Source organism: Massilia cavernae (genome assembly GCF_003590855.1).
GTDB classification, from domain to species: domain Bacteria; phylum Pseudomonadota; class Gammaproteobacteria; order Burkholderiales; family Burkholderiaceae_D; genus Telluria_A; species Telluria_A cavernae.
Window position 1 is genome coordinate 43,594 of sequence record NZ_QYUP01000148.1, and the last position, 24,659, is coordinate 68,252.

Here is a 24,659-nt window from a genome sequence, read left to right on the forward strand (position 1 = left end):
CGGGACTATTGCTTCGCGGCGATCAAGCGTTCCGGCGCGAGGATCGCATATTCGTGCAGGATGCCGGTGCCGAGCAACTTGCTGTCGTGGTAAACACGCACCCTGCCCTGCTCCTGCGGCACTTCGACCGCTTCCTTGCCGAGCGCCAGGCGCTGTCCCTGCAGGAAGCGCCGCGCCAGCTCTTCAGTGAGCCGAACCTCGGGGAACGACGAGAGCAGCGCATCCACCGGCGCCAGCAAACTCAAGGGTTCGGCATGCGCCTGCAGCGCTTCCAGCGTGATCATGCCCTCGGCCGTCAGCGCCCCAACCTGCACGCGCCGCAGCGCATTCAGGTGCGCGCCGCAGCCGAGCTCCTTGCCGATGTCCTCGCCCAGCACCCGGATATACGTGCCCTTGCTGCAGGTAACCAGCAGCTTGAGCATCGGCGCTTCGTAGGCAATGAATTCCAGCTTGTGGATCGTCACCGGCCGCGCCTCGCGTTCCAGTGTGATGCCTTCGCGCGCGTACTCGTAGTAGGCCTTGCCGTCGCGCTTGAGCGCCGAGTACATCGGCGGCACTTGCAGGATCGGGCCGCGGAACTTCGCCAGCGCCGCCTGGATCTGCTCCACCGTCACGTCGACCGGGCGTGTATCGATGGCTTCGCCTTCGGTGTCGCCGGTGTTGGTCGTGATGCCCAGGTGAACCGTGGTCTCGTAGGTCTTGTCCGCTTCCAGCAGATCCTGCGAGAACTTGGTCGCCTCGCCGAAGCACAGCGGCAGCAGGCCGGTGGCGAAGGGGTCGAGCGTGCCGGTATGTCCCGCCTTCTTGGCGTTGAGCACGCGCTTGGCCTTGATCAGGGCGTCGTTCGACGACAGGCCGACCGGCTTGTCGAGCAGCAGCACGCCGTCGACCAGGTCGCGGACTTTCTTGATGTGTTGTTTCATGACGCCGGGTTTATTCAGCGTCTGGTTTCGGTGCGTCCGGCTCGGCATCGGCCGCGCGGGTGGCGTTGGCCTGGTCGATCAGCAGCGACATTTCCATGCCGCGTGCGGTCGAGATGTCGTGGATGAAGTGCAACTGCGGCAGGGTGTGGATGTGCAGGCGCTTGCCCAGCAGGTTGCGCATGTAGCCGGCGCCCTTGGACAGGCCGTCGAGCGTGTTCTTGACCGATTCCTTGTCGTCCTTGAGCTGGGTGAAGAACACCTTCGCATGGGCGTAATCCGGGGTCAGCTGGACTTCGGAGATCGTGACCATGCCCACGCGCGGATCTTTCAACTCGTACGCGATGATCTCGGACAGGTCGCGCTGGATCTGGTCGGCCACGCGGACGCCGCGCACTGGAATGGATTTGCTGTGTTTTGCCATGTTCTTACTTTACTACTAAAGGGAAATCGTTGACGCGATATCGCGCTCGCCAAATTCGGGGTCAGACCCCGAATTTGGGGTCTGTCCCCGAATTTGGGGTCTGACCCCGAATCTGGGGTCTGACCCCGATTCTGGTGCTGGAAAAACGTAGGGCGGATAAACTGGCTGTCGCCAAGTCCCCATCGCGCCATTCCAATGGAATGTCGGATGCGGCCTCGGCGGCAGCCACGCTTATCCGCCCTACGGGTTACTGCAACTGATTACAGCGTACGTGCAATCTCTTGAACTTCGAACACTTCCAGGGTGTCGCCAACCTGGATGTCGTTGTAGTTCTTGAGCGACAGGCCGCACTCGAGGCCGGCGCGTACTTCTTTTGCGTCGTCCTTGAAGCGCTTGAGCGAGTCGATTTCGCCAGACCATACCACGATGTTGTTGCGCAGCAGGCGTACCGACGAGGAACGCTTGACCACGCCATCGGTGACCAGGCAACCCGCAACCGCGCCAACCTTCGAGACCAGGATAACCTGGCGAATCTCGACCTGGCCGGTAACGGTCTCGCGCTTCTCCGGCGCCAGCATGCCCGACAGCGCTGCTTTTACTTCGTCGATCGCATCGTAAATGATGTTGTAGTAGCGGATGTCCACGCCGTTCGACTCGGCCAGCTTGCGCGCCTGTGCATCGGCACGGGCGTTGAAGCCGATGATGACCGCCTTCGACGCCACCGCGAGGTTGACGTCCGATTCGGTGATGCCACCAACCGCCGAGTGCACAACCTGCACGCGCACTTCCGAGGTCGACAGCTTCTGCAGCGAGCCGACCAGCGCTTCCATCGAACCCTGTACGTCGGTCTTGATGATGAGCGGCAGGTTCTTGACTTCGCCTTCGGCCATCTGGTCGAACATGTTTTCCAGCTTCGCTGCCTGCTGGCGGGCCAGCTTGACGTCGCGGAACTTACCTTGACGGAACAGGCCGATTTCGCGCGCCTTGCGCTCGTCAGCCATGACCATGACTTCTTCACCGGCGACCGGCACTTCGGTCAGGCCCTGGATTTCGACCGGGATCGAAGGACCGGCTTCCGAGATCGGCTTGCCGTTCTCGTCCAGCATCGCGCGGACGCGGCCGTACGAGGAACCAGCAAGGATCACGTCGCCACGCTTCAAGGTACCGGACTGGACCAGGATGGTTGCAACCGGGCCCTTGCCCTTGTCGAGGCGGCCTTCGACCACCAGGCCGCGCGCCGGCGCTTCGACCGGCGCCTTCAGTTCCAGCACTTCGGCCTGCAGCAGCACTTGCTCCAGCAGGTCGTCGATGCCCTGGCCGGTTTTCGCCGACACCGGGACGAATGGCGACTCGCCACCGTATTCTTCAGGCACGACCTGTTCGGCCACCAGTTCCTGGGTGACGCGGTCGACGTTGCCGCCCGGTTTGTCGATTTTGTTGATCGCCACAACCAGCGGTACGCCTGCAGCTTTCGCGTGGGCGATCGCTTCCTTCGTTTGCGGCATCACGCCGTCGTCGGCTGCGACAACCAGGATGACGATGTCGGTTGCCTTGGCGCCGCGGGCACGCATCGCGGTAAACGCTTCGTGGCCCGGGGTGTCGAGGAAGGTGATCATGCCGCGTGGCGTATCGACGTGGTATGCGCCGATGTGCTGCGTAATGCCGCCTGCTTCGCCCGACGCCACTTTGGCGCGGCGGATGTAGTCCAGCAGCGAGGTTTTACCGTGGTCGACGTGACCCATGACGGTAACAACCGGCGCGCGCGGCATCGCTTCGAAGTGCGCGTGTTCGCCCTGGTCTGCCAGCAGTGCCTCAGGATCGTCGAGTTCAGCCGCGAATGCCTTGTGGCCCATCTCTTCGACCAGGATCATGGCGGTTTCCTGGTCCAGCACCTGGTTAATGGTGCACATCTGGCCCAGCTTCATCAGCTGCTTGATCACCTCGGATGCCTTGACGGACATCTTGTGCGCCAGCTCGGCGACGGTGATGGTTTCAGGTACGTGCACGTCCTTGACCACTGCTTCGGTCGGAACCTGGAAGTTGGTTTCGCGGTCGTCGCTGTGCGACGAACGGCGGCCGCCGCCACGTGCGCCGCCACGCCAGCCGTCACGGCCGCCTGGCGCGCCGACGTTACCGCGTGGCTTGATCGAACCAGGCGCGCCACGCTTCTTGGCGTCGTCCGACCAGGTCGAGGATACGTTGGCCGATTTGATCGACTTCTTGTCGGCCGGTTTCTTGTCCGCTGCCTTTTCGCCCGGCTTTTTATCGGCCGGCTTGTGCAGCGTGCCTTCGGCAGCGACTTTCGGCTTGATGGCGGCAACCGGCGCAGGCGCAGGTTCAGGCGCCTTGATCACGCGGCGCGGCGCGTTCATCATGGCCTTGATCTGGGCGACTTCGTCGGCGACTGCCTTGCGTGCACGCTCGTTGGCGGCAGCGCGTTCGGCTACTTCCTTGGCGGCTGCGTCGGCCTTGGCCTTGGCTTCCGCGTCGGCGGCCTTGCGGCTGTCGTCGGTCGCGGCTTCGCCGGCTGCGGCCTTGGCTGCAGCCGCGCGCTTGGCTTGTTCTTCGGCTTCGCGCTTGGCGTCGGCTTCGGCCTGCTTGGCCTGGGCTTCTTTTTCGGCGTCGAGCTTGGCGAGGCGTTCCTGTTTTTCGCGCAGTTCCGCTTCCTGGCGTGCGATCAGCTCCGACTGGCGGCGCGCTTCTTCGGCGCGGCGCGCCACTTCGGCTTCGTCGACCACTGGTACGGCAGGCGCCGCCACGGGCGCCGCTGCTACCGGCTCATCGCGCTGGACGAAGGTGCGTACTTTCTTGACCGCTACTTGGATGGTGCGCGATTTTCCGGAGGCGTCAGCCTGCTTGATCTCGGTGGTTTCCTTGCGGGTCAGCGTGATCTTCTTCTTTTCGGTGTCGCCGGCTGCACCGTGGGTACGGCGCAGGTGGTTCAACAGCTTATCCTTATCATCTTTCGACAATGGATCTGACGTCGAACTTTTTTCGACGCCAGCAGAACGCAGCTGCGTCAGCAGCAAATCTGCCGGCATCTTCAGTTCGGTGGCAAATTGGGCTACGTTGTTACTCGCCATTCAGTCCTCTTTTCTATGTGTCGCGGAGATGATAAAGATACTCAAATTAAGCCTTGGCCGTTTCTGCCAGGGACCAGGCTTTTGCCTGGAGCGCCTTGGCACGATCGTCGTACTTCGAATCGACCAGCTTCATCTCATCGTCGCTCACATCATTAAACTCATTTCCGATCAGTTCACGTGCACGGTCGGACGACAGCGCCAGGATGGCGCCGAATTCGTCGTAGGCAAGCGCGGCAAACGCTTCCACCGTTTTGATGCCGGCCAGGCCCAGCTTGCCGGCCGTGTTGCGGTCCATGCCCTCCAGGTTGACCAGCTGCTCGTCCATGCCTTCCAGGCCTTCTTCCGATGCGATCGCCTCGGTCACCAGTGCGTCGCGGGCGCGGGTGCGCAGCTCGTTCACGGTGTCTTCGTCGAACGAGTCGATGTCCAGCATTTCGGAGATCGGCACGTAGGCGATTTCTTCCAGGCTGGCGAAGCCTTCTTCCACCAGGATGTCGGCCACTTCCTGGTCGACGTCCAGCTTTTCCATGAACAGCGCGCGAACCGCCGCGGTTTCAGCCGCCGACTTGTTCTCCGACTCTTCGGCCGTCATGATGTTGATCTTCCAGCCGGTCAGCTCGGCGGCCAAGCGCACGTTCTGGCCCGAACGGCCGATCGCGATCGCCAGGTTTTCTTCGTCGACCACGACGTCCATCGCGTGCTTTTCTTCGTCGACCATGATCGACGAGACGTTGGCCGGAGCCAGCGCGCCGATCACGAACTGCGCAGGGTCGTCCGACCACAGCACGATGTCGACGCGCTCGCCGCCCAGTTCACCGGTAACGGCCTGCACGCGCGAACCGCGCATGCCGACGCAGGTACCGATCGGGTCGATGCGCTTGTCGGCGGTGTAGACAGCGATCTTGGCGCGCACGCCTGCATCGCGGGCAGCCGATTTAATCTCCAGCAGGCCCTGTTCGATTTCCGGCACTTCCAGTTCGAACAGCTTCATGATGAATTCCGGCGCGGTGCGCGACAGGATCACCTGGGGGCCGCGCATGTTGCGGTCGATGCGCAGGATGTAGGCACGCACGCGGTCGCCGATACGCAGGTTCTCTTTCGGGATCATCTGGTCGCGCGGGAGGCGCGCTTCGATCTTGCCCGATTCGACGATGGCGTCGCCGCGCTCCATGCGCTTGATGGTGCCGGTAACCAGCGCATCGCCACGCTCGAGGAAGTCGACCAGGATCTGTTCGCGCTCGGCGTCGCGCACGCGCTGCAGGACGACCTGCTTGGTGTCTTGCGCGAAGCGGCGGCCGAATTCGACCGACTCGATCGGCTCTTCGATGTATTCGTCGACTTCGATATCGGGAATCTGCTCGACGGCTTCGAAGTGCAGGATTTCCTGGTCTGGCAGCTGCAGGCCGGCGTCGTCAGGCACCACGTGCCAGCGGCGGAAGGATTCGAACTCGCCCGACTCGCGGTCGATCGAGACGCGAATGTCGACTTCGCCCTCATAGCGCTTCTTGGTGGCTTGCGCCAGGGCGAACTCGAGCGCCCCGAACACCACTTCCTTGTCGACGTTTTTTTCGCGCGCCAGCGCATCAACCAATAACAATACTTCGCGACTCATGCTTTGCGGCTCCTAAAATCCACCTGCGGCACCAAACGTGCCTTATCCAAGTCGGCGAGCGTAAACTCCAACAGCGCCGGACCATCCTTACTTTCAAATTCCAATCCCAGTGTTTCGCCCTGGGGGGCCTGCAAGATACCGGTGTAGGTCTTGCGGTTCGCCGTACCGGGCATCGCCACGCGCAGTTTTACCGTGCATTCGTGGCCAGCGAAGCGCTCGAAATCGGACATGGTACGCACCGGGCGATCGAGGCCGGGCGACGAGATTTCGAGGCGTTCGTAGTTGACGTTTTCGACCGTCAGTACGTGCGACAGCTGGTGACTCACCGTGGCGCAATCCTCAACCGTGATCGGGCCTTTTTCGGCCGAATCCGCTGCAGTGAAATCGATATATACGCGCAAGATTCCGCGCTCGCCCCACTCTACCTCGACGAGTTCGTAACCCAGGCCACCAACTGTCCTGGCGATTAAATCAAATTGCTGCAAACAATTTCTCCAGATCACAGGTCCAAGTAAAGGACCACTAAAAACAATTTACCAAAAAAAAAATGGGCACATGCCCATCTTCTTAAATTCCTGACCAGATGAAAGCACTTGCACAAAAACCCTGTGAAGAACTTTTATTAGTCGGAGGATTATAGCGCATTGGCCCTTGCGTCGCAATCCGTCGTACGGTAAATAAGCAAGCATACAACAGTGCTGCGCAGCAACAATTGCTAAGGGAACACACCGTTCGCACGTCGTTCCCACCACTGGCGGAAACGACTTCCCGCGCAGGCCTCGGCGGCCCCGCGGGAACCTATGCTGAGCGAGAGTAAGCACTAACCCAGGCAGTACTGCGAGCTCAGCATGGATTACCGCGGGGCCGCCGGGGCTTTCGCGGGAATGACGTGCTGACGCCGTTTGCGAGTTCACTTACCCGCGACGTCCACGGCGCGGCGCACCATGCCCCGCGCCACGCGGCCCCTGCGAACGCTGCGCGCCGCTCGCATTACCAAATCCAAACGTGGTCTGCAGCGGGTCCGGCTGGCGCGGACGGCCCGAACCGGCGCCTGCACCTGCCGGCTTGCCGCGGCCGCCCTGACCTCCACCCTGGCCCTGGCCTTGACCCTGGCGCGGCCCCTGCCCTTGGCGAGGACCCTGTCCTTGCCCCTGGCCCTGGCCAAACCCGCCTGCGCCGAACCCGCCCTGCCCGCGCGGCGCACCGCCCGGGCGGCCGCTGCGCGGCTTTTGCGGGAAAGGATCCGCATTGCGGTTTGCGTCTGCACGATCCATGCGGTTGCCATCCGCTTCGCGCGGCTTCTGCTCGCCACGGCCCTGCGGACCACGCGGCTCGGCCTTGCCACCCTTTTTCTCGACGCCGAACGCAGCCAGCAAATCGCGCACGGTGTTCTCTTCCAGCTCTTCCCAACGCCCGCGTTTCAGCCCGCTTGGCAAGGTCATGATGCCGTAGCGGGTACGGATCAGGCGCGACACGGTCAGGCCGACCGCTTCGAACATCCGGCGCACTTCGCGGTTGCGGCCTTCGCCGATCACCACGCGGTACCACTTGTTGATGCCCTCACCGCCACCGTCGGCGATCTTGGTGAACGACGCCATGCCGTCTTCCAGCTCGACGCCGGCCAGCAGCTTCTGGCGCATGCCCTCTTCCAGCTCGCCCAGCGTACGCACCGCGTATTCGCGGTCGATGTTGTAACGCGGGTGCATCAGGCGGTTGGCCAGGTCGCCCGAGGTCGTGAACAGCAGCAGGCCCTCGGTGTTGAAGTCGAGGCGGCCCACGGCCAGCCATTTGCCGGCCTTCATGGTCGGCAGGCGGTCGAATACCGACGGACGGCCTTCAGGATCGTCGTGGCTGACGATTTCGCCGGCCGGCTTGTGGTACACCAGCACGCGCGGCGGCTTGTTGCTGACCTTGCGCTGGATAAGCTTGCCGTTGATGCGGACCGCATCGGTCGGCAGGATGCGCTGGCCGATGTGGGCCGGCTCGCCGTTGACCGACACGCGGCCGGCGACGATCAGGTCTTCCATGTCGCGGCGCGAACCGAGGCCCGCTTCCGCCAGCACCTTGTGCAGCTTCGGCGCATCGTCGTCCGAAGTCAGGTCGCGGCGCACTGGCTTGGCAGGCTGCGAACGTCCGCCTTCGTTGGCATCGAAGGCTTCCGACGTGACGAACGAGAACGCCGCATCGGCGTCGTTCTGGCGCGGCTTCTTGTGATGCTGGAGGCCGGGATTGCCCTTCTTGTTCTTCTTCTGACGAGGCTGACCATCGGCACGCGGTTCGCGCGGACCGCGCTCCGGACGTGGGCCGCGCTCGGCCGCAACGACCGCCTCGGCGCCTGCTTCGGCGACCGGCGCCGCTGCCGCTTCGCCTTCAGGACGCGGCTTGCGCGCTTCGCGCTGGCCGCGCTGCTCGCGCATCTGGCGCGGGCCGCGCGGTGGACGCTGGCCGCGCTCCTGGCGCGCTTCGCCTCCAACCGCAGGCGCTTCGGCCTGGACCGCGGGAGCTGGAGCCGGAGCTGCCTGCGCTGGCGCCGCTGCCTGCGCAGGCGCTTCGGCCGCTACCGATTCGGCCGCCACCACTTTGGCAGCGCGTGGCTTGCGCGCTTTCGGCGCGGTTTCCGCAGCCGCCTCGACTGGCGCTTCGCCTTCGGCCGCTACGGCCTTCTTCGCGGCGCGCTTTTTCGGCGCTTCGACGCCGGCGGCCGCGTCGGCTTCGATCTGTGCCTTGGTGCGGCGCTTTGCCTTCACCGGTGCGTCGGTGGATGCTGGCGTTGCGCCGGCTGGAGTCTCTGGAGTATCAGTTGGATTCATTTTTCGTTTCTTGGTCATGCTGACCTGGCGCTTCTTCTACAGGTGTTTCTGGCGCAGGGTCGGAAATGGGGACTTCAACAGGTGAAGTGTCGGCGCCGGCTGCCTGCTGTACGTCGCCAGGAATCTCCTGCGCGTCACCGCTGCCTTCACCATCGTTGTTGGCCGCCGTCGTCGCGGCAGCCGCTTTCTCAAAATTCTCCTGCAGGGCCGCCTCCAGTTCTTCCATCGCGGAGGAACCGCCCTGCATGCTGCTGATCTCCTGCAGCGGCGGCAGCTGGGACAGCGAGTTCAATCCCAGGTCATCCAGGAACTGCTTGGTCGTGCCGAGCAGCGCCGGGCGCCCGATTACTTCGCGGTGGCCGATCACGTCGACCCAGCCGCGGTCTTCCAGCATCTTGATGGTCTGCGAATTCACCGCGACGCCGCGGATCTCTTCGATGTCGCCGCGCGTCACAGGCTGGCGGTAGGCGATGATCGCCAGCGTCTCCAGCGTGGCGCGCGAATACTTCTGCGGCTTTTCCGGGTTCAGGCGCTCGAGGTACTGCTTCATCTCGGGGCGGCTCTGGAAGCGCCATCCGCTCGACAGGCCCACCACCTCGATGCCGCGGTCGCGCCAGTCGTGGCGCAGCTCTTCCAGCAGCAGCTTGATGGTGTCGGCGCCGACCCCGGTGCCCATCGGCCTGCCGTTGTCGTCCACGTCGACGAACAGCTTTTTCATCGAATGGATGGACATCGGCTCGCGCGCGCACAGCAAAGCGGTTTCGAGGACTAGCTTGGCCTCATCAGTATTCATAACGATGTCGTATGCGGATAGTGCAAGGTAGTGCAAATAAGCTGCGAGACGCTGCGTGAAAACAGACCAGTCGAACGAATGACAGCGGAAAGCCGCAGGAAAGCGGCGTTGGCGGAGACACGTTAAAACTGGATTCCATCGCCCGGGCTGGTGCGCGCTGGGCGGAATATTTCTGTGGCGAGAGCTGACCCGCTCACCCGGCCGCCATATTCAGTCTGGGCGCAAACCGTTGATTCTTCAAGTGAAACGCTGGTTCGACGCAGCGGCAAGGAGGCTGGCTCCGGCATGCGCGCTACATGGTCGATCGACATCGTTCCCTTCAACTGGACCCAATTGTACCCGATAAAATGCGGGCGCGGACAAAAGCCCCGGTGCGCACCCGCCGCAGGCGTTCAGCCCGAAAGCTTCTCCGACAGGATGGCGGACACGCCGAGGAAGGCGGGATATTCGGCGGTAATGACGTAAGTGGGCACCTGCGCCAGGTAGTTGACGAAGCGCCCCTTCTGCTCGAAACGCGTGCGGAACGGCGACTGCGCGAAGCGTTCGCCCAGGCGGGGAACGATGCCGCCGCCTATATAAATACCGCCCTGCGCGCCCAGCGTGACCGCCAGGTTGCCGGCCACTGTGCCCAGCATGCCGCAGAAAGTATCGATGACCTGCGTGCACAGCGGGCAGTCGCCGGCCAGCGCGCCGCGCGAAATATCGGGCGCCGTCAGGCCTTCGTCCGGCAGCCCGGTGATATGGGCCAGCGCGCGGTACATCAGCTCGAGCCCGTCGCCGGACAGCAGGCGTTCGGCCGACACGTGCTCGTACTCGCGCCATGCGAATTGAAGGATCTTTACTTCGGTTTCATTCGCCGGCGAGAAAGTGACGTGACCGCCCTCGCTCAGCAGCGCGGTCCAGCCTTCGCCGGCCGGGACCAGGCCGGACACGCCGAGGCCGGTTCCGGCGCCAAGCAGGCCGATCGGGCTGCCTTTGCGCGCAACACCGCCGCCGACCTGCACCTTTTGCAGCTCGGACAGATGCGGCAGGGAGCAGGCCAGCGCAGTGAAGTCATTGACCGCCAGCAGCGTGTCGAAGCCGCACTCGATGCGCATCGCCTCGACCGAAAATTCCCAGTGATGGTTGGTCATCCGCACCAGGTCGCCCGTGATCGGATTGGCGATCGCGACTGCGGCGTGGCGGATGCCGGCGATGCCAGCCGCCACCACGTTCGGCGACGCCAGGTAGGCGCGCAGTGCGGCGGACAGGGTCGGATAGTCCTTGCACGGAAGTACGTCGATCAGTTCGATCCTGCCTGGCGCTGTCTCCAGTGCGAAACGGGCGTTGGTGCCGCCTATGTCGGCGAGCAGGCGCGGTCCGTCGGCGAAGCTGGCAGGCTGGGCAATTTGAGGCGGCAGGGAATGTTGCTGATCTGTCATGGCATGAAATCGGTTAGGACTTCAAAGCTTAATGGATCAGGCGGCGGAAATGCAAGCTTTCTTTGTAGTTTTAGTACATTAACTGTTGCGTAAGTCGCTGACGGACGTGCATATGCCTCTCGCATCGCGGTGCGGGGCTTCGGCCGATTCGGCGCGTAGTCTTGCTACCTGACGCAGGGATTGGGTTCGGAGGGGTCGGGGCGTTCGGCGACCAGATGCCCGTGATGGGCGTTCCAGGAATCGAGGCCGCCGTGCAGCGGGCGGGTGCGATGGAAGCCATTGGCGAGGAACTGCATCGCAAGTTGAGCAGCGGTTACATCGTTAGGGCAACTACAGTAAACGACGATGTGGCGGTCCTTGTCGAGCGTGGCCATCAGCTTGCCAGGGTCGCAGTCGCCGTAGATCACGGCGCCGGGGATGGCGGCCTCGAGCTGGCGCGCGGTGGCGCTGCGGGCATCGACGATGACCGGATCCATGCCCTCTTCCATCAGGTGCAGCAGTTCGCCCACGCCGATGCGTTCGACCTGGACGCCGCGCAGGAAGCGGCGGCGCTCGACATACTTGAAGGCGATGAACAGGGCCAGTAGCGCAAGCAGCACCAGCAGCGAAGTCGTGCCGGCCTCGCTGATGAGGTCCAGCACTTGGTCGACGCTCGTGTGGAACCAGGCGCCAATGGCGATGCCGGCGCTGCTCCACAGCAGGCTGCCCGTGATGCTGAACGCGAGGAAACGCCTGGTGGGCACGCCGAGGGCGCCGGACATCGGCGAGGCGATGATGTTAAAGCCCGGAATGAATTTGGAGACGATCAGCGACTTGGCGCCGTAGCGGCGGAACTTGTCCTCGGTTTGGCTGACGCAGTAGTCGGGCGAAAGCGAGATGCGGCACAGCAGGTTGAGGATGCGCTTGCCGTAGAAGCGGCCGGCGCGGAACCAGAAGATGTCGCTTATCAGGCAGGCGCCTACCGCGACGGCGACTGCCGCGGCCCAGCTGATATCGCCGTCGACAGCCAGCGCACCGGCCACGATCAGGATGGGAAACGCCGGAATCGGCGCGCCGGCCTGCTCCACAAGCACGATGGAGAAGACGATGAGGACACCGTAGGTTTGCAGCAGGGCGATCAGGTCGGGCATCCGATCATGTTAGCTGAAATCCGTTTTGTGCATTCGGGACGCCGCTGAAATCCGCTTGCCTGTGGCGCGGAAGACGCATTCAGATGTAGGGTGGGAAAGCGCGCAGCGCGCCTACCGCCAGGCATCCCGCTGACGCCGGCACGCGGATGCGGGCATTGCCCTTATCCGCCCTACCATGTCAATCCACCCCGTAGGGCGGGTAAGGGCAGGCGGACCCGCGAGCTTTCGCTTCAGACGCCCCTCGGCTCATCGCGCTCCAGCAAAGTCTTCGTATAAGCATGCTGCGGATTCCTGTACAGCTCATCCGAATTCGCCATCTCCACCACACTGCCCTGGTGCATCACCATCACCTGGTCGGCCATGTACTTCACCACCGAAAGGTCATGCGAGATGAAGATATAGCTCATCCCGAATTCATCCTGCAAATCCTGCAGCAGGTTCAGCACCTGCGCCTGCACCGACACGTCCAGCGCCGACACCGACTCGTCGCACACCAGGATCTCCGGCTTCATGGTCAGGCAACGCGCGATCGCGATGCGCTGCCGCTGGCCGCCCGAAAACTCGTGCGGGTAGCGGTGGAAGACCTGCGCCGGCAGGCCCACCCGGTCGAGCAGCCGCATGGCTTCACGCTGGCGTTCGGCATCGTTGGCGCCGATCGCATGGATGCGCATCGGCTCCATCAGGATCTGCCCGACGGTAAAGCGCGGGTTCAGCGACGCATACGGATTCTGGAAGATGATCTGGATGCGCCGCTTGTAGGCCATGTAATCGCGGTCGCTCATCGAGACCAGGTCGCGCCCTTCGAACATCGCGGTGCCGCCGGTCGCCTTGTGCAGCCGCAGCAGCGTCAGCCCCACCGTGGTCTTGCCCGATCCCGACTCGCCCACCACGCCCAGCGTCTTGCCGCGCGGGAGGGTGAACGACACGTCCTTCACCGCGCGGAATTCGCGCTTGCCGAACAGCCCTTCGCGGAACCAGAAGCTCTTGGACAGGTTGCGCACTTCCAGCACGTTCGTATCGCCCGGCGCATAGCCGCGCGTGCGCTGCGGGATATCGATCGACGGCGCGGCACGGCCAGCGATGTAGTCGTCGATGACCGGGAGCCGGATCGGACGCTGGTCCAGCTTCGGGCGGCAGTGCAGCAGCGCGCGCGTATACGAATCCTGCGGGTCGTCCAGCACCTGGCGCGCCTCGCCCTCTTCCCTCACCTCGCCGTGGCGCATGACGATCACGCGGTCGGCGATCTCGCCCACCAGCCCCAGGTCGTGGGTAATGAACAGTACCGACATCTCGCGCTTGCGCTGCAGGCTCGCAAGCAGGTCCATGATCTGCTTCTGGATCGTGACGTCGAGCGCTGTCGTTGGCTCGTCCGCGATCAGCAGTTTCGGTTCGCAGGCGATCGCCATCGCGATCATCACGCGCTGCTGCTGGCCGCCCGACATCTGGCTCGGGTATGCGTCGATCTTCCTGGCCGGGTCGGGAATGCCGACCTCACCCAGCAGATCGAGCGTGCGCGCACGCGCCTGGCGCGCGTTCATGCCCATGTGCCGGCGCAGCACTTCGCCGATCTGGTAGCCCACCGTGAACACCGGGTTCAGCGACGACATCGGCTCCTGGAAGATCATCGAGATCTCCTTGCCGCACAGCGCGCGCCGTTCGGCCGGCGCCATCGACAGCAGGTCGCGGCCGTCGAACACCAGCTTCGATTGCGGATCGATCATCGTGGTCTCGGGCGGCAGCAGGCCCATGACGGCGAGCGAGCTGACCGACTTGCCGCTGCCCGATTCGCCCACCAGCGCCACCGTGCTGTTCCTCGGAACGCTGAACGAAATGCATTTCACCGCTTCGACGCTGTTCTTCTTGTCGACGCGGAAGCGCACGCGCAGGTCGCGTACTTCGAGGAGCATATTGGAATCGCTATTCATTCGCCCGCCCTCATTTCAGTTTCGGGTCGAGCGCATCGCGCAGCGCATCGGTAAACAGCGAGAAGGCCGTCACCAGCAGCGCCATCGCGGCGGCGGCCGCGGTCAGCTGCCACCACTTGCCGAGAATGAGCTCGTTCTGCGCCTCGTTGAGCATGCTGCCCCACGAGACCACTCCCACCGGCACGCCGAAGCCGAGGAAGGACAAGATCACTTCGGCCTTGATGAAGCCCACCACCAAAATCGACATCTGCACCAGCGCCACGTGGCTCACGTTGGGGAAGATATGCGAGAACATCTTGCGCGTGTGCGAAGCGCCGATGGCGTCGGCGGCCATTACGTATTCGCGCGCCTTGTGCTTGATGTACTCGGCGCGCATCAGGCGGTACGGCCCGGTCCAGCCGGTCAGGCCGAGGATCAGCACAATGGTCGTCACGCCGCGCTGCTGCAGCACGGCGGCCACCGTCAGGATCATCAGGATCGACGGGATCGACGTGAAAATGCTGTAGAACCAGTTGAACACGTCGTCCACCGCGCCGCCGAAGTAGCCCGATACGGCGCCGAACAGGGTGCCCAGCGACACCGCGAGCAGCGCCGCCACCAGGCCCACCACGATCGAGGTTTCGCCGCCCTTGATGGTTTTCTTGATGATGTCATGGCCCCATTTGTCGGCGCCGAACGGCAGCGTTTCGCGGCGCGGTTCGGGCGCCAGCGCGGCGCCGGCCTGCGCGCGCAACTGGGCGATGTCCGCGGCCAGCGGATCGTATTCGTTGGCGGGCGGCGGCAGCACAGCGCGGCCGTCGGCGCCGGCAAGGAAGGATTCCTGCGCACCGACGAAGGACGGCGGCGCATAGTTGACGCCCACTTCCTTTTCCCAGTCGGCCGCAACCAGGCCCGCCGAGGACAAGGCCAGCATCGCGAGGAACAGCCCAACCACCGCCAGCGCGGCCATCGCCACGCGGTCGGCGCGAAGGCGGCGCCACGCGAGCGCCCACAGGCCGGGCGAATTTGCTTGATTTGTTTGATTCGTCATGCGTGGCCTTACTTGAGTTGTACGCGCGGATCGACTGCCTGGTACAGCAGGTCGGTCAGCAGGTTGAAGATCATGGTGGCGGCGGCGACGTACACCGTGACCGCCTTAATCACCGGGAAGTCGCTGCGCTCGACCGCGAGGATCACTTCGCGCCCGATGCCGGGAATGCCGAAGAAGCGTTCGAGCAGGAAGGCGCCGATCAGCAGCGCCGGCAGGTTGGCCATGACGTGGGTGATGATCGGGATGGCGGCGTTGCGCAGCACGTGCACCCACATGATGCGGCGCTCGGGCAGTCCCTTGGCGCGCGCGGTGCGTACGTAGTCCTGGTTGACTTCATCGAGCACGAAGCTGCGGTACAGGCGCAGCGTGGGCGCGATCGACACCGCCAGGCCGATCAGGATCGGCAGCGTGGCGTAGCGCAGCAGGTTTTCCGCCAGGCTGCCGCCCCAACCCTGCACCGGGAACAGCCCCAGCTTGTAGGCGAGGCCGTACTGGAACACGATGATGTAGACCAGGATGCTGATCGACATGCCGACGGTGCAGGCCACCATCACCGCGCGGTCGGTCAGCGAGCCGCGCACGAAGGCGATCGCCAGCGCCAGCCCGATGCCGAACAGGGTTTCCAGGATCGTCAGCGGGATCAGCACCGTCAGCGAGGGGCCCAGGCGGCTCGACATGATGTGCGATACCGCCTCGCCGGTGGCCCAGGAATTGCCGAAGTCGAAGGTCAGGATCTGCTTGACGAAAATCCACAGCTGGACATGGTAGGGCTGGTCGACACCCAGCTGGCGCCGGATGTTGGCGATCGCCTCGGCGTCGGACATCTTGCCGGCCAGGAGGTAGGCCGGATCGCCGCCCACCCAGTTGAACAGGATGAACACCAGCAGGATGACGCCCGCCATGGTCGGCAGCATTTGCCATAACCGGCGGAGGATGAATGCAAGCATGTCTCAGTTCTTATGCAAGTGGTTCTCGTTGCGGCGCGGATGTGTCCGCGGAGAAAGGCGTAACGATAGCGCAAAACTTTGCTTCGAGGGGAGCTTTGATGAGAGGTCGAAAATCCTCAAAGTGGCAGGACTGTCAAACAGTTACTTCATTGCGCGCCATCGCGCCGCCGCTTCCAGGCCTGGTCCGAGGTGACAAGCGCTTGCATATTGCCCCCGCCCTTCCTATCCTGAAGATTTGTCAACTAACAAAATGCGGAGGTGCATGATGAGTACCGTCGGGGGTATGGAAATCGAAGAGCTCCAACGCAATATCCGGGGCGCCCTTCTTCTGCCGGGTGAACCGGAATACGACGAAGCCCGCAAGATCTGGAACGCGATGATCGACAAGCGCCCGGCCATGATCGTGCGTTGCGCCGGTTCGGCGGACGTACGGGCTGCGGTCAACTTCGCACGCGATCATGGGCTGCAACTGGCGGTTCGCGGCGGCGGCCACAACATCGCCGGCAGCGCCCTGGTCAACGACGGATTGGTGATCGACCTGAGCAGGATGCGCTCGGTGCAGGTAGCCCCGCACGAAATGCGGGCCTGGGTCGAGGGCGGCGCGACCTTGGGCGACGTCGACCACGAGGCACAGTCGTATGGCCTGGCGACGCCATTCGGCATCAATTCGACCACCGGCGTGGGCGGCCTCACACTCGGCGGAGGCTTCGGCTGGCTGACGCGCATGTACGGTCTGGCGATCGACAACCTGGTGTCGGCCGATATCGTCATCGCCAATGGCGAGCGGCTGCACATTGACGCCGACAGCCATCCCGACTTGTTCTGGGCAATTCGCGGCGGCGGCGGCAACTTCGGCGTCGTGACGACATTCGAATTCGCGCTCCACGCGGTCGGTCCGATGGTCACCGCCGGCTTGATTGTTTTCCCGTTTGCGCAGGCCAGCTCGGTGCTCAGGAAGTACCGCGACTACGTCGAGGCGCTGGACGACAACCTTTCGCTTTGGGCCGTGCTGCGCAAGGCCCCGCCTCTGCCGTTCTTGCCGGCGGCGGTGCACGGGACTGACGTAGTGGCGCTCTCCTTCTTTTCGCCACGGCCATCGGAAGAAGTGCACGCCGCCATCGCCGAAGTGCGCGCTTTCGGCGAGCCGGTGGGCGAACAGGTCGGCGCCGTGCCTTACACCGCGTGGCAGCAAGCCTTCGACCCCCTGCTGGTGCCGCCGGCACGCAATTACTGGAAGTCCCACAACTTCAACAAGCTGAGCGACGCCGCCATTGACGTGGTGATCGCGTATTCCGGCAAGCTGCCTTCCGACCAGAGCGAGATTTTCCTCGGACTGCTCGGCGGCGCGGCCAATACCCACGCCCCGGACGAGATGGCCTACCCGCACCGCCACGCACTGTACGCGATGAACGTGCACACCCGCTGGCTCGACCCGGACGAAGATGCCAAGTGCCTGGCCTGGGCGCGCGAATTCTTCAAGGCGGCGGCGCCCCACGCGGCAGGCGGCGTGTACATCAACTTCCTCAATGAGGACGAATCCGACCGGATAGCCGACGCCTACGGGCCGAACTACCGCCGGCTCAAGGAGATCAAGGCGAAGTACGACGGCGACAACCTGTTCCGCAGCAACCAGAACATCCGACCCAGCCCGTGAGACCATCCAAGTTCGGGGACAGACCACCATCTATAAGTTCGGCGATAAGTTCGGGGACAGACCACCATCCAGGTCGAGATCGGGGTCTGTCCCTGGGTCTGTCCCGGGTCTGTCCCTGGGTCTGTCCCCGATCTGCTGAACGCAAGCAGAACCGCCCTGTTCCACCCCTCAAAACCCCGCCGCAATGCAGCAATTCTTAACAATATTAACAAATATTTACGTCCGTAAATATGACGAAAACACGACATTTTCGCTGTACGTATAGTCAATTTTCTCGTCGTTTTGTGCACCGCAATATAACGTGCGATCTTGACACAATGTTGCAGGCACGATGCGCGCACGATGTCTGCAACTTATGGGAACTTGTTGCATAAGCACATGCTGCGCCGCAGCAATAAAACTGTTAAAAACTGAACAAACCGTCAAAATATCGTTAAATTCTACAAGTCTACAAACTTTACACATTGAAACACTAGTTACGCAGTGATTTCATTAGGCCGTTCGCAACACGAACCATTTTTTCGTCGGTTGACGTGTAAAGACGCGTCGCCGCCAAGAAGAAAAAACTTGCAAGCCCAATGAATTCACAAGGGAGTAACACAATGTTGGAAAAAGCCTTATCCCGTTCGATCCGCCTGATCTGCCTGGGTGGCGTCACCCTCGGCATGTCGGCCGCGTTCGCGCAAACCGCCCAGGAACCAATCGCCAAGGTCACCGTGACCGGCTCGCGCATCTCGTCGCCAAACGCCGAGTCGCCATCGCCGCTGCAAGTGCTGAGCTCGGCGGACATCGCCCAGTCCGGCGCGACCAACCTGCAGGAATGCTGCTGGAAAACCCAACCATGGGTACCCCGGCCATCAGCCGCACCAACTCGAACTTCTCGACCGCCAGCGCGGGCGTAGCCACCGTCGACCTGCGTAACCTGGGCACCTCGCGTACCCTGGTGCTGGTCAATGGCCGCCGCGTGGTATCGGGCGTTCCAGGCGACAGCGCGGTCGACCTGAACACCATCCCTACCGACTTCATCGAGCGCGTCGAACTGCTGACCGGCGGCGCATCGGCAACCTATGGTTCCGACGCGGTTGCGGGCGTGGTCAACATCATCCTGAAGAAAAATTTCAACGGCCTGCTGGCTGACGCCTCGGTTGGCGGCAGCGAACAGGGCGACGACGCCAAGCGCAAGCTGTCGCTGACCTTCGGCACCACCAGCGCCGACGGCGCCAGCAACATCATGGGTCACTTCGGCTACTCGCGCCAGGGCGCGGTGTACTCGAAAGACCGCGACGCATCGGCGATCGACCAGTACTCCGAAGGCGCACTAACCGGCAAGGCGGAAGACCTGTTCAAGCCACGCCGTCCGTTCTTCTCGAGCTACGCTCCGCAGGGCGTATTCTTCCACGATACGGGCAGCTATACCTACGACGCGGCGGGCAACCCGATCCCGGCGTCGACCAACGGTAGCGCAACCCAGGCGCCGACCGGCTATAACCGTTCCGAGTTCCGCACCATCGCAGTGCCGACCGAACGCTACAACTTCGCCACCAGCGGCAACCTGGCACTGGGCGAAAACCACAGCGCCTTCTTCGAAGGTAACTACGCGTCGACCAAGGTCACCACCAAGCTGGAGCCGTTCGCGCTGGGGTCCGACGACATCTACGCGGCCAGCGGCCAGGTTCCTGCCGAATCGTTCGTCAACGGCGCTGTCGTGCGCAACCCGCTGGTTCCTCAATACCTGTACGACCGCATCAGCGACACCGACGGCGACGGCCTGCGCGACTACTTCTTCACCCGCCGCATCTCGGAAGTGGGCAACCGCGGCAGCACCGCACAGCGCGACACCTTCCGCCTGGCGACCGGCCTGAAGGGAACCGTCAAGGACTGGAACTACGAAGTGTACGGCGTGTACGGTTCGACCAAGGAAGCCCAGAACTCGGGCGGCCAGGTCAACGTGCTGAACTTCCGCAACGCGCTGGAAGCGATCCCGGGCGCCGACGGCACCCCGATCTGCCGTGACGCGAACGCACGCCTGCAGGGCTGCGTACCGATCAACGTGTTCGGCTTCAACACCATCTCGCCGGCGGCACTGAAGTATGTCAACGCACCGGGCTCGCTGGAAACCTCGACCACCCAGAAACTGCTGGGCGGCTCGATCAGCGGCGAACCGTTCGAACTGCCGGCCGGCCCATTGGGCATCGCCGCGGGCTACGAATGGCGCAAGGAATTCTCGAGCAGCATTCCTGACGCACTGACCCAGGCTGGCCTGAACGCGGGCAATGCAACGCCTCCGACCGAAGGCGAGTTCGAAGTCAAGGAAGCCTTCCTGGAAACCCGCATCCCTATCCTGAAGGACAAGGCATTCGCCAAGAGCCTGAGCTTCCTGGGCGCGGTACGCTTGGGCGACTACTCGACCGTCGGCAACACCACCAGCTGGAACGCAGGCTTCGAGTGGGCGCCGGTAGCCGACGTCAAGCTGCGCGCGACCCGCGCACTGTCGACCCGTGCTCCGAACATCAACGAACTGTTCTCGCCACCGTCGCAGGACTTCCCATCGGGCCTGGCTGATCCATGCGAAGGCGTGACCGCCACCTCGGCCGGCGCACGCGACGCGGCATGCCGCGCAGCACCTGGCGTGATGGCGAACATCAACGCCAACGGCAGTTTCACCGTCAACCAGTCCGACCTGCAAGGCGTGTCCGGCTACAACCGCGGCAACCCGAACCTGGGCGAAGAAAAAGGCAAGTCGAGCACAGTTGGTATCGTCGTGACCCCACGCTCGATTCCGATGCTGAGCAAGTTTACCTTCACGGCCGACTACTTCAAGATCGACATCGAAGACGCCATCGTCAGCACACCGCGCCAATACGCGCTGGACAGCTGCTACGGCGGCGGCAACACCACGTTCTGCGACTTCATCAAGCGCCGTCCTGCGGCAACCGGCGCCAACAGCGCTGGCTCGCTGGAGTTCATCGACACCGCCGTCTCGAACAGCGGCGGCCTCGGTACCGAAGGCGTCGACGCGACCGCGGCATGGTCCGACACGGTCGGCGCAGGCCGCCTGAATGCGCGCCTGTCGTGGACCCACCTGCTGGATGGCTACAACATCCCGCTGCCTGGCGCGGAATCGGATCCGTTCTACGGTGAAGTCGGCGCGGCAAAGAACAAGGCTGCCCTGTTCCTCGGCTACAAGTGGGGCAAGTTCAACCTGACCTCCAGCACCACCTACATCGGCGAATCCTCGCTCGACAACGTGTTCCTGAGCGATTTCGACCTGCCTGCAGGCGCGATCAAGATCAAGGAAAAGGTCTACAACGACTTCCAGCTGACCTACACGCTGCGCAAGGAAGTCGACCTGTACGTTGGCGTCGACAACGCGTTCAACACCAAGGCCCCGGCTATCATCAGCGGCATTCCTGGCAACACCACCGGTGCGGAAACCGATGCGGGTACGTATGACCCGATCGGCCGCCGCTACTACCTTGGACTGCGCGTCAAGATGTAATCTGCTGGATCTTTCAGCATGAATAAACGCCCTTCGGGGCGTCTGTTCAAGGTCCACCAAAAGAAAGACCCAGCAAGCCAATCGGCAAGCCGGGTCTTTTCACATCATGCCTACTGCAACAAAGTTCAGAACTTGTAGTTGGCGGTCACGTAGAATGTACGGCCGAGCGGATCGGTGTAACGGCCATCATAGCCGCGCGTAGCGCCCGCAGCCGTCCAAGTGAAAAAATGTTTTGAACTTTGGTGTTGGTCCACGGTCAAACTCCATAAGTGCTTCAGTATGCGATTACGCGCTGGGGCATGATCTACTAGCACCGCTTTTTCCAATCCGGAGTCGCCTTAGGCGAGGTCGAGAGATATCCTGCGGATTGAATAAGAAGCTGGGCTCTTTCAGTCCGGCTTCCGTCTGGGGCATCAGACGCCAGCAGTGGGAATCCCCTTCCGTTCACGAAGGGGAGGATGTCAACCAGCAGGTTCTTGATACCGGCGGTCAGGGTCAGGCCCTTGTAGACCTTCGCCTTGAGCTGGTAGTCGAGCGTCAGATAGTCGTCGACGTCGCGCGTCATGCCGACCACGCCCCCGATCGAGTCGTCCGCGTTGACGACGCGAACTGCCGCATCATCTTCCGTCAGCACCCGGTCGTGATTGCCCGAACGGTAGTTCAGGGTCAGCGAGTTGGTCAGATTCTCCGACGTGCGCAGCGACAGCACCATGCGCGAGATCAGGCGGAAGGTGACGTTGTTGTACGAATCGAAACGGCCGATGCTGTACTCGATGCCGGTGGCGCTGCCTGGCATCCTGCTCAGCCTTGAGCATATAGGTACCGGTCCAGGTTGGAGTATTGCCTCTAAGGAAGCGCTGGACAATTCAATCGAGCAAGCGCTGGTGACGGTGCGAACCTGCGACCGCCGAATGGCGTGGGGACGTTCAGCCCCGGCGTGGATGGCGCCTATGTTCACCGACCCGCGTAAGAGCGACAAACCTCGTACACTGTGCCATACCGAACGCCTGCAATCGGCCGGGGCAGCATAAGAGCGCGCAGCCGGCGCGTTTCCAGGTCGCTTCGTCGATTGAGTTCTTCGTGGGTCCCCCTATGTCACATGACGATTTGCAGAGCATTGCCGAATACATCATGCCGTCGTTTCCGGCGTGCGCTTCGGATCTCGGATTTCTTTTTGGGACCCGCCATGGCGTACCTGAGTTTTGCGAGGTGGCGCATGGACTCTGGCAGAACGGCATGTTCAGCCGTCTGTTGGTATCTGGTGGAAGGACAGGGTCCTCGCCTCTGGCGGAGGCAGACACGATCGCTGAGCGCCTGGTCAGGCTCGGGATACCTGAAGCCGTTCTCATACTGGAGACTGCAGCAACGAACACAGGCGAGAACGTACGGTTCGGCCGGGCCAGGGTGGCTGAGGTGATGGACCTCGCTGCAATTCGAAGTGTCGTCGTGATCGGAAAAATATGCTCGACCCGACGCTACCTGATGACTTTGCAGAGACATTGGCCTGGTTTGAGCTTGTCGGTTTGTCCTGTCAACTATTTCAGTATTCCTGCCGAGCGCTGGCATGAACATGAGGATTTTCGAGCCCGCGTACTCAGCGAATTCGACAAGATCCCGCGTTACCTGGCCGAAGGCTTCCTGGAAGAGATTAACGGGTGCCCGGCATACCCACAATTTGGCGCAGTTAAACCCGTAGCAAAGATGACTGCTTCGGGTCGGTAGTGGAAGGTCGAGGTAAGGTTTTGTTAGGCGTACTTAGACGTCCTCACTCACACGGCGAGGATCATCGCCAGAACGTGGCCGCCAACAGAATAGCTGAAAGGATTGCGGAACCCGCGACGCAGAACAATCCGAGGGCGTTCATTAACCTGCCTCGGCTTTCTCGCTGATAAATTATCTGGACAAGTCTGTTCATGGCAAGCTCCTTCAAGAGCACTATTGCACTGTCCTTGACATCCTCCACTTCGTGAACGGAAGGGGATTCCCACTGCTGGCGTCTGATGCCCCAGACGGAGGCCGGACTGAAAGCAGCCAGCTTCTTATTCAATCCGCAGGATATCTTTCGACCTCGCCGATGGCGACTGCGAATTGGAAAAAGCGGTACTGGTGAATCATGCCCCAGCGCGTAATCGCATACTGAAGCACTTATGGAGTTTGACCGTGGACCAACACCAGAGTTCAAAACATTTTTTCACTTGGACGGCTGCGGGCGCTACGCGCCCGACTCCTTTCACTCCCTGCCCTGCCCGCACCTAGGTGCGGCCGGAATCTTCCCTTTCTCCGCCGAGTTGACTTACACGTCCTGACGCAAGCGGCGTTGGCGAACCGCAGCCGCCAACCCGTCCAGCACCTTCACGCTGGTCTCCCAATCGATGCAGCCATCCGTAACCGATTGCCCGTACACCAGCTCCTTGCCCGGAACCAGGTCCTGACGCCCAGCCACCAAATGCGACTCGATCATCACGCCCACGATACGGTCGTCGCCACCGGCAATCTGCGCCGCGATCGATTCGCACACCGGCACCTGATTCTCCGGCTTCTTCGAGCTGTTCGCATGCGAAGCATCGATCATCAAACGCGAAGCCAGTCCCTGCGCCGCGCTCTGCTGGCAGGCCTGCTCCACGCTCTCCGCGTCATAATTCGGCGCCTTGCCGCCGCGCAGGATGATGTGGCAGTCCTCGTTGCCGTTGGTCGACACGATCGCCGAGTGGCCGCCCTTGGTCACCGACAGGAAGTGGTGCGGCTGCGAGGCCGCCTTGATCGCTTCCACCGCGATCTTGATGTTGCCGTCAGTGCCGTTCTTGAAGCCCACCGGGCACGACAGGCCGGAAGCCAGCTCGCGGTGCACCTGCGACTCGGTGGTGCGCGCGCCGATCGCGCCCCAACTGATCAGGTCCGCGATGTACTGCGGGCTGATCACGTCGAGGAACTCGGTCCCGGCCGGCAAGCCCAGCTCGTTGATGTCGCGCAGCAGCTCGCGCGCCATGCGCAGGCCGTCGTTGATGCGGAAGCTGTTGTCCATGTACGGGTCATTGATCAAACCCTTCCAGCCCACCGTGGTGCGCGGCTTCTCGAAGTACACGCGCATCACGATCTCGAGCTCGCCCTTGAGGCGGTCACGCTCGCCCGCGAGGCGGCGCGCATATTCCATCGCCGCCTTGGTGTCGTGGATCGAGCAAGGTCCGATCACCACCATCAGGCGGTCGTCCTGGCCGTGCAGGATGCGGTGCAGTGCAATCCGTGCCGCCGCTGCGGTCTGTTCCGCCATTCCCGTGCAGGGAAACTCGCGGATCAGGTGCGCGGGCGGCGTCAGTTCCTTCATTTCTCTGATGCGCAAGTCGTCGGTGCGTGGCATGGTGTTCTCCGTGGTCAGTTCGATTGTATGGTCTGGAAATAAAAAAACCGCCATCT

General features: G+C 62.7%; 18 protein-coding genes. 4 read left to right on the forward strand and 14 right to left on the reverse strand.

Going from position 1 to position 24,659, the window contains the following annotated elements; translation table 11 throughout:
- Nucleotides 1-5: 5 nt before the first annotated feature.
- The 12 genes from truB to D3872_RS19560 all read right to left on the reverse strand — a co-directional run bounded on the left by truB (nt 6) and on the right by D3872_RS19560 (nt 16,095).
- On the reverse strand, nt 6-923 hold the full coding sequence (gene truB, locus D3872_RS19505) for a tRNA pseudouridine(55) synthase TruB (RefSeq protein ID WP_119812374.1): 918 nt from the start codon (nt 921-923) through the stop codon (nt 6-8).
- A gap of 10 nt (nt 924-933) precedes the next feature.
- Nucleotides 934-1,344 (reverse strand): 30S ribosome-binding factor RbfA, encoded by a 411-nt coding sequence (gene rbfA / locus D3872_RS19510; protein ID WP_119812375.1) that lies wholly within the window; start codon nt 1,342-1,344, stop codon nt 934-936.
- Nucleotides 1,345-1,604: 260 nt separating this feature from the next.
- The gene (infB, locus tag D3872_RS19515; RefSeq protein WP_119812376.1) at nt 1,605-4,427 is read right to left on the reverse strand and encodes a translation initiation factor IF-2; all 2,823 of its coding nucleotides are present in this window, start codon (nt 4,425-4,427) and stop codon (nt 1,605-1,607) included.
- Between the two features lie 46 nt (nt 4,428-4,473).
- Nucleotides 4,474-6,039: a transcription termination factor NusA gene (gene nusA, locus D3872_RS19520; RefSeq protein WP_119812377.1), complete on the reverse strand. Its 1,566-nt coding sequence runs from the start codon at nt 6,037-6,039 to the stop codon at nt 4,474-4,476.
- Complete coding sequence (gene rimP / locus D3872_RS19525; RefSeq protein ID WP_119812378.1) at nt 6,036-6,524, reverse strand: ribosome maturation factor RimP; 489 nt, start codon at nt 6,522-6,524, stop codon at nt 6,036-6,038. The genes nusA and rimP overlap by 4 nt, the downstream gene beginning before the upstream one ends.
- Before the next feature lie 429 nt (nt 6,525-6,953).
- A complete protein-coding gene (rluB, locus tag D3872_RS19530; RefSeq protein WP_119812379.1) occupies nt 6,954-8,849 on the reverse strand; it encodes a 23S rRNA pseudouridine(2605) synthase RluB in 1,896 nt (631 codons plus the stop codon).
- On the reverse strand, nt 8,836-9,642 hold the full coding sequence (gene scpB, locus D3872_RS19535; RefSeq protein ID WP_119812380.1) for an SMC-Scp complex subunit ScpB: 807 nt from the start codon (nt 9,640-9,642) through the stop codon (nt 8,836-8,838). Before scpB ends, rluB begins: the two co-directional genes overlap by 14 nt.
- Nucleotides 9,643-10,034: 392 nt before the next feature.
- Nucleotides 10,035-11,063: a glucokinase gene (locus tag D3872_RS19540; RefSeq protein WP_119812381.1), complete on the reverse strand. Its 1,029-nt coding sequence runs from the start codon at nt 11,061-11,063 to the stop codon at nt 10,035-10,037.
- 164 nt (nt 11,064-11,227) lie between these two features.
- Nucleotides 11,228-12,193, reverse strand: a complete 966-nt coding sequence (locus D3872_RS19545) for a VTT domain-containing protein (RefSeq protein WP_119812382.1) — start codon at nt 12,191-12,193, stop codon at nt 11,228-11,230.
- A gap of 230 nt (nt 12,194-12,423) precedes the next feature.
- Nucleotides 12,424-14,118, reverse strand: a complete 1,695-nt coding sequence (locus D3872_RS19550) for an ABC transporter ATP-binding protein (RefSeq protein WP_119812383.1) — start codon at nt 14,116-14,118, stop codon at nt 12,424-12,426.
- Between the two features lie 10 nt (nt 14,119-14,128).
- The gene (locus tag D3872_RS19555) at nt 14,129-15,148 is read right to left on the reverse strand and encodes an ABC transporter permease (protein ID WP_119812384.1); all 1,020 of its coding nucleotides are present in this window, start codon (nt 15,146-15,148) and stop codon (nt 14,129-14,131) included.
- Nucleotides 15,149-15,156: 8 nt separating this feature from the next.
- Nucleotides 15,157-16,095 (reverse strand): ABC transporter permease, encoded by a 939-nt coding sequence (locus tag D3872_RS19560; protein WP_119812385.1) that lies wholly within the window; start codon nt 16,093-16,095, stop codon nt 15,157-15,159.
- A 265-nt stretch (nt 16,096-16,360) separates the two neighbouring features.
- Between D3872_RS19560 and D3872_RS19565 the strand changes: the two genes are divergently transcribed.
- From D3872_RS19565 to D3872_RS19570, 3 genes are all read left to right on the forward strand, one after another.
- Nucleotides 16,361-17,749, forward strand: a complete 1,389-nt coding sequence (locus D3872_RS19565; RefSeq protein ID WP_119812398.1) for an FAD-binding oxidoreductase — start codon at nt 16,361-16,363, stop codon at nt 17,747-17,749.
- A 602-nt stretch (nt 17,750-18,351) separates the two neighbouring features.
- Nucleotides 18,352-18,651, forward strand: a complete 300-nt coding sequence (locus tag D3872_RS26680) for a hypothetical protein (RefSeq protein ID WP_229459423.1) — start codon at nt 18,352-18,354, stop codon at nt 18,649-18,651.
- Nucleotides 18,591-21,248, forward strand: a complete 2,658-nt coding sequence (locus tag D3872_RS19570) for a TonB-dependent receptor domain-containing protein (RefSeq protein WP_229459424.1) — start codon at nt 18,591-18,593, stop codon at nt 21,246-21,248. The genes D3872_RS26680 and D3872_RS19570 overlap by 61 nt, the downstream gene beginning before the upstream one ends.
- A 307-nt stretch (nt 21,249-21,555) precedes the next feature.
- On the opposite strand, the gene D3872_RS19575 is transcribed toward D3872_RS19570, so the two are convergent.
- Nucleotides 21,556-22,044, reverse strand: a complete 489-nt coding sequence (locus tag D3872_RS19575; RefSeq protein ID WP_119812386.1) for a hypothetical protein — start codon at nt 22,042-22,044, stop codon at nt 21,556-21,558.
- Between the two features lie 296 nt (nt 22,045-22,340).
- Between D3872_RS19575 and D3872_RS19580 the strand changes: the two genes are divergently transcribed.
- Nucleotides 22,341-22,970 (forward strand): YdcF family protein, encoded by a 630-nt coding sequence (locus D3872_RS19580; protein ID WP_119812387.1) that lies wholly within the window; start codon nt 22,341-22,343, stop codon nt 22,968-22,970.
- A 571-nt stretch (nt 22,971-23,541) separates the two neighbouring features.
- Here the strand turns inward: D3872_RS19580 and aroG are convergent.
- Nucleotides 23,542-24,603: a 3-deoxy-7-phosphoheptulonate synthase AroG gene (gene aroG, locus D3872_RS19590; RefSeq protein WP_119812399.1), complete on the reverse strand. Its 1,062-nt coding sequence runs from the start codon at nt 24,601-24,603 to the stop codon at nt 23,542-23,544.
- Between the last annotated feature and the right edge of the window lie 56 nt (nt 24,604-24,659).

Excerpts from the sequence above, each read along its gene's own strand:
- truB (WP_119812374.1), bottom strand. The coding sequence starts at position 923 with ATGAAACAACACATCAAGAAAGTCCGCGACCTGGTCGACGGCGTGCTG.
- rbfA (WP_119812375.1), bottom strand. The coding sequence starts at position 1,344 with ATGGCAAAACACAGCAAATCCATTCCAGTGCGCGGCGTCCGCGTGGCC.
- infB (WP_119812376.1), bottom strand. The coding sequence starts at position 4,427 with ATGGCGAGTAACAACGTAGCCCAATTTGCCACCGAACTGAAGATGCCG.
- nusA (WP_119812377.1), bottom strand. The coding sequence starts at position 6,039 with ATGAGTCGCGAAGTATTGTTATTGGTTGATGCGCTGGCGCGCGAAAAA.
- rluB (WP_119812379.1), bottom strand. The coding sequence starts at position 8,849 with ATGAATCCAACTGATACTCCAGAGACTCCAGCCGGCGCAACGCCAGCA.
- scpB (WP_119812380.1), bottom strand. The coding sequence starts at position 9,642 with ATGAATACTGATGAGGCCAAGCTAGTCCTCGAAACCGCTTTGCTGTGC.
- D3872_RS19540 (WP_119812381.1), bottom strand. The coding sequence starts at position 11,063 with ATGACAGATCAGCAACATTCCCTGCCGCCTCAAATTGCCCAGCCTGCC.
- D3872_RS19545 (WP_119812382.1), bottom strand. The coding sequence starts at position 12,193 with ATGCCCGACCTGATCGCCCTGCTGCAAACCTACGGTGTCCTCATCGTC.
- D3872_RS19550 (WP_119812383.1), bottom strand. The coding sequence starts at position 14,118 with ATGAATAGCGATTCCAATATGCTCCTCGAAGTACGCGACCTGCGCGTG.
- D3872_RS19555 (WP_119812384.1), bottom strand. The coding sequence starts at position 15,148 with ATGACGAATCAAACAAATCAAGCAAATTCGCCCGGCCTGTGGGCGCTC.
- D3872_RS19560 (WP_119812385.1), bottom strand. The coding sequence starts at position 16,095 with ATGCTTGCATTCATCCTCCGCCGGTTATGGCAAATGCTGCCGACCATG.
- D3872_RS19565 (WP_119812398.1), top strand. The coding sequence starts at position 16,361 with ATGAGTACCGTCGGGGGTATGGAAATCGAAGAGCTCCAACGCAATATC.
- D3872_RS26680 (WP_229459423.1), top strand. The coding sequence starts at position 18,352 with ATGTTGGAAAAAGCCTTATCCCGTTCGATCCGCCTGATCTGCCTGGGT.
- D3872_RS19570 (WP_229459424.1), top strand. The coding sequence starts at position 18,591 with ATGGGTACCCCGGCCATCAGCCGCACCAACTCGAACTTCTCGACCGCC.
- D3872_RS19575 (WP_119812386.1), bottom strand. The coding sequence starts at position 22,044 with ATGCCAGGCAGCGCCACCGGCATCGAGTACAGCATCGGCCGTTTCGAT.
- D3872_RS19580 (WP_119812387.1), top strand. The coding sequence starts at position 22,341 with ATGTCACATGACGATTTGCAGAGCATTGCCGAATACATCATGCCGTCG.
- aroG (WP_119812399.1), bottom strand. The coding sequence starts at position 24,603 with ATGCCACGCACCGACGACTTGCGCATCAGAGAAATGAAGGAACTGACG.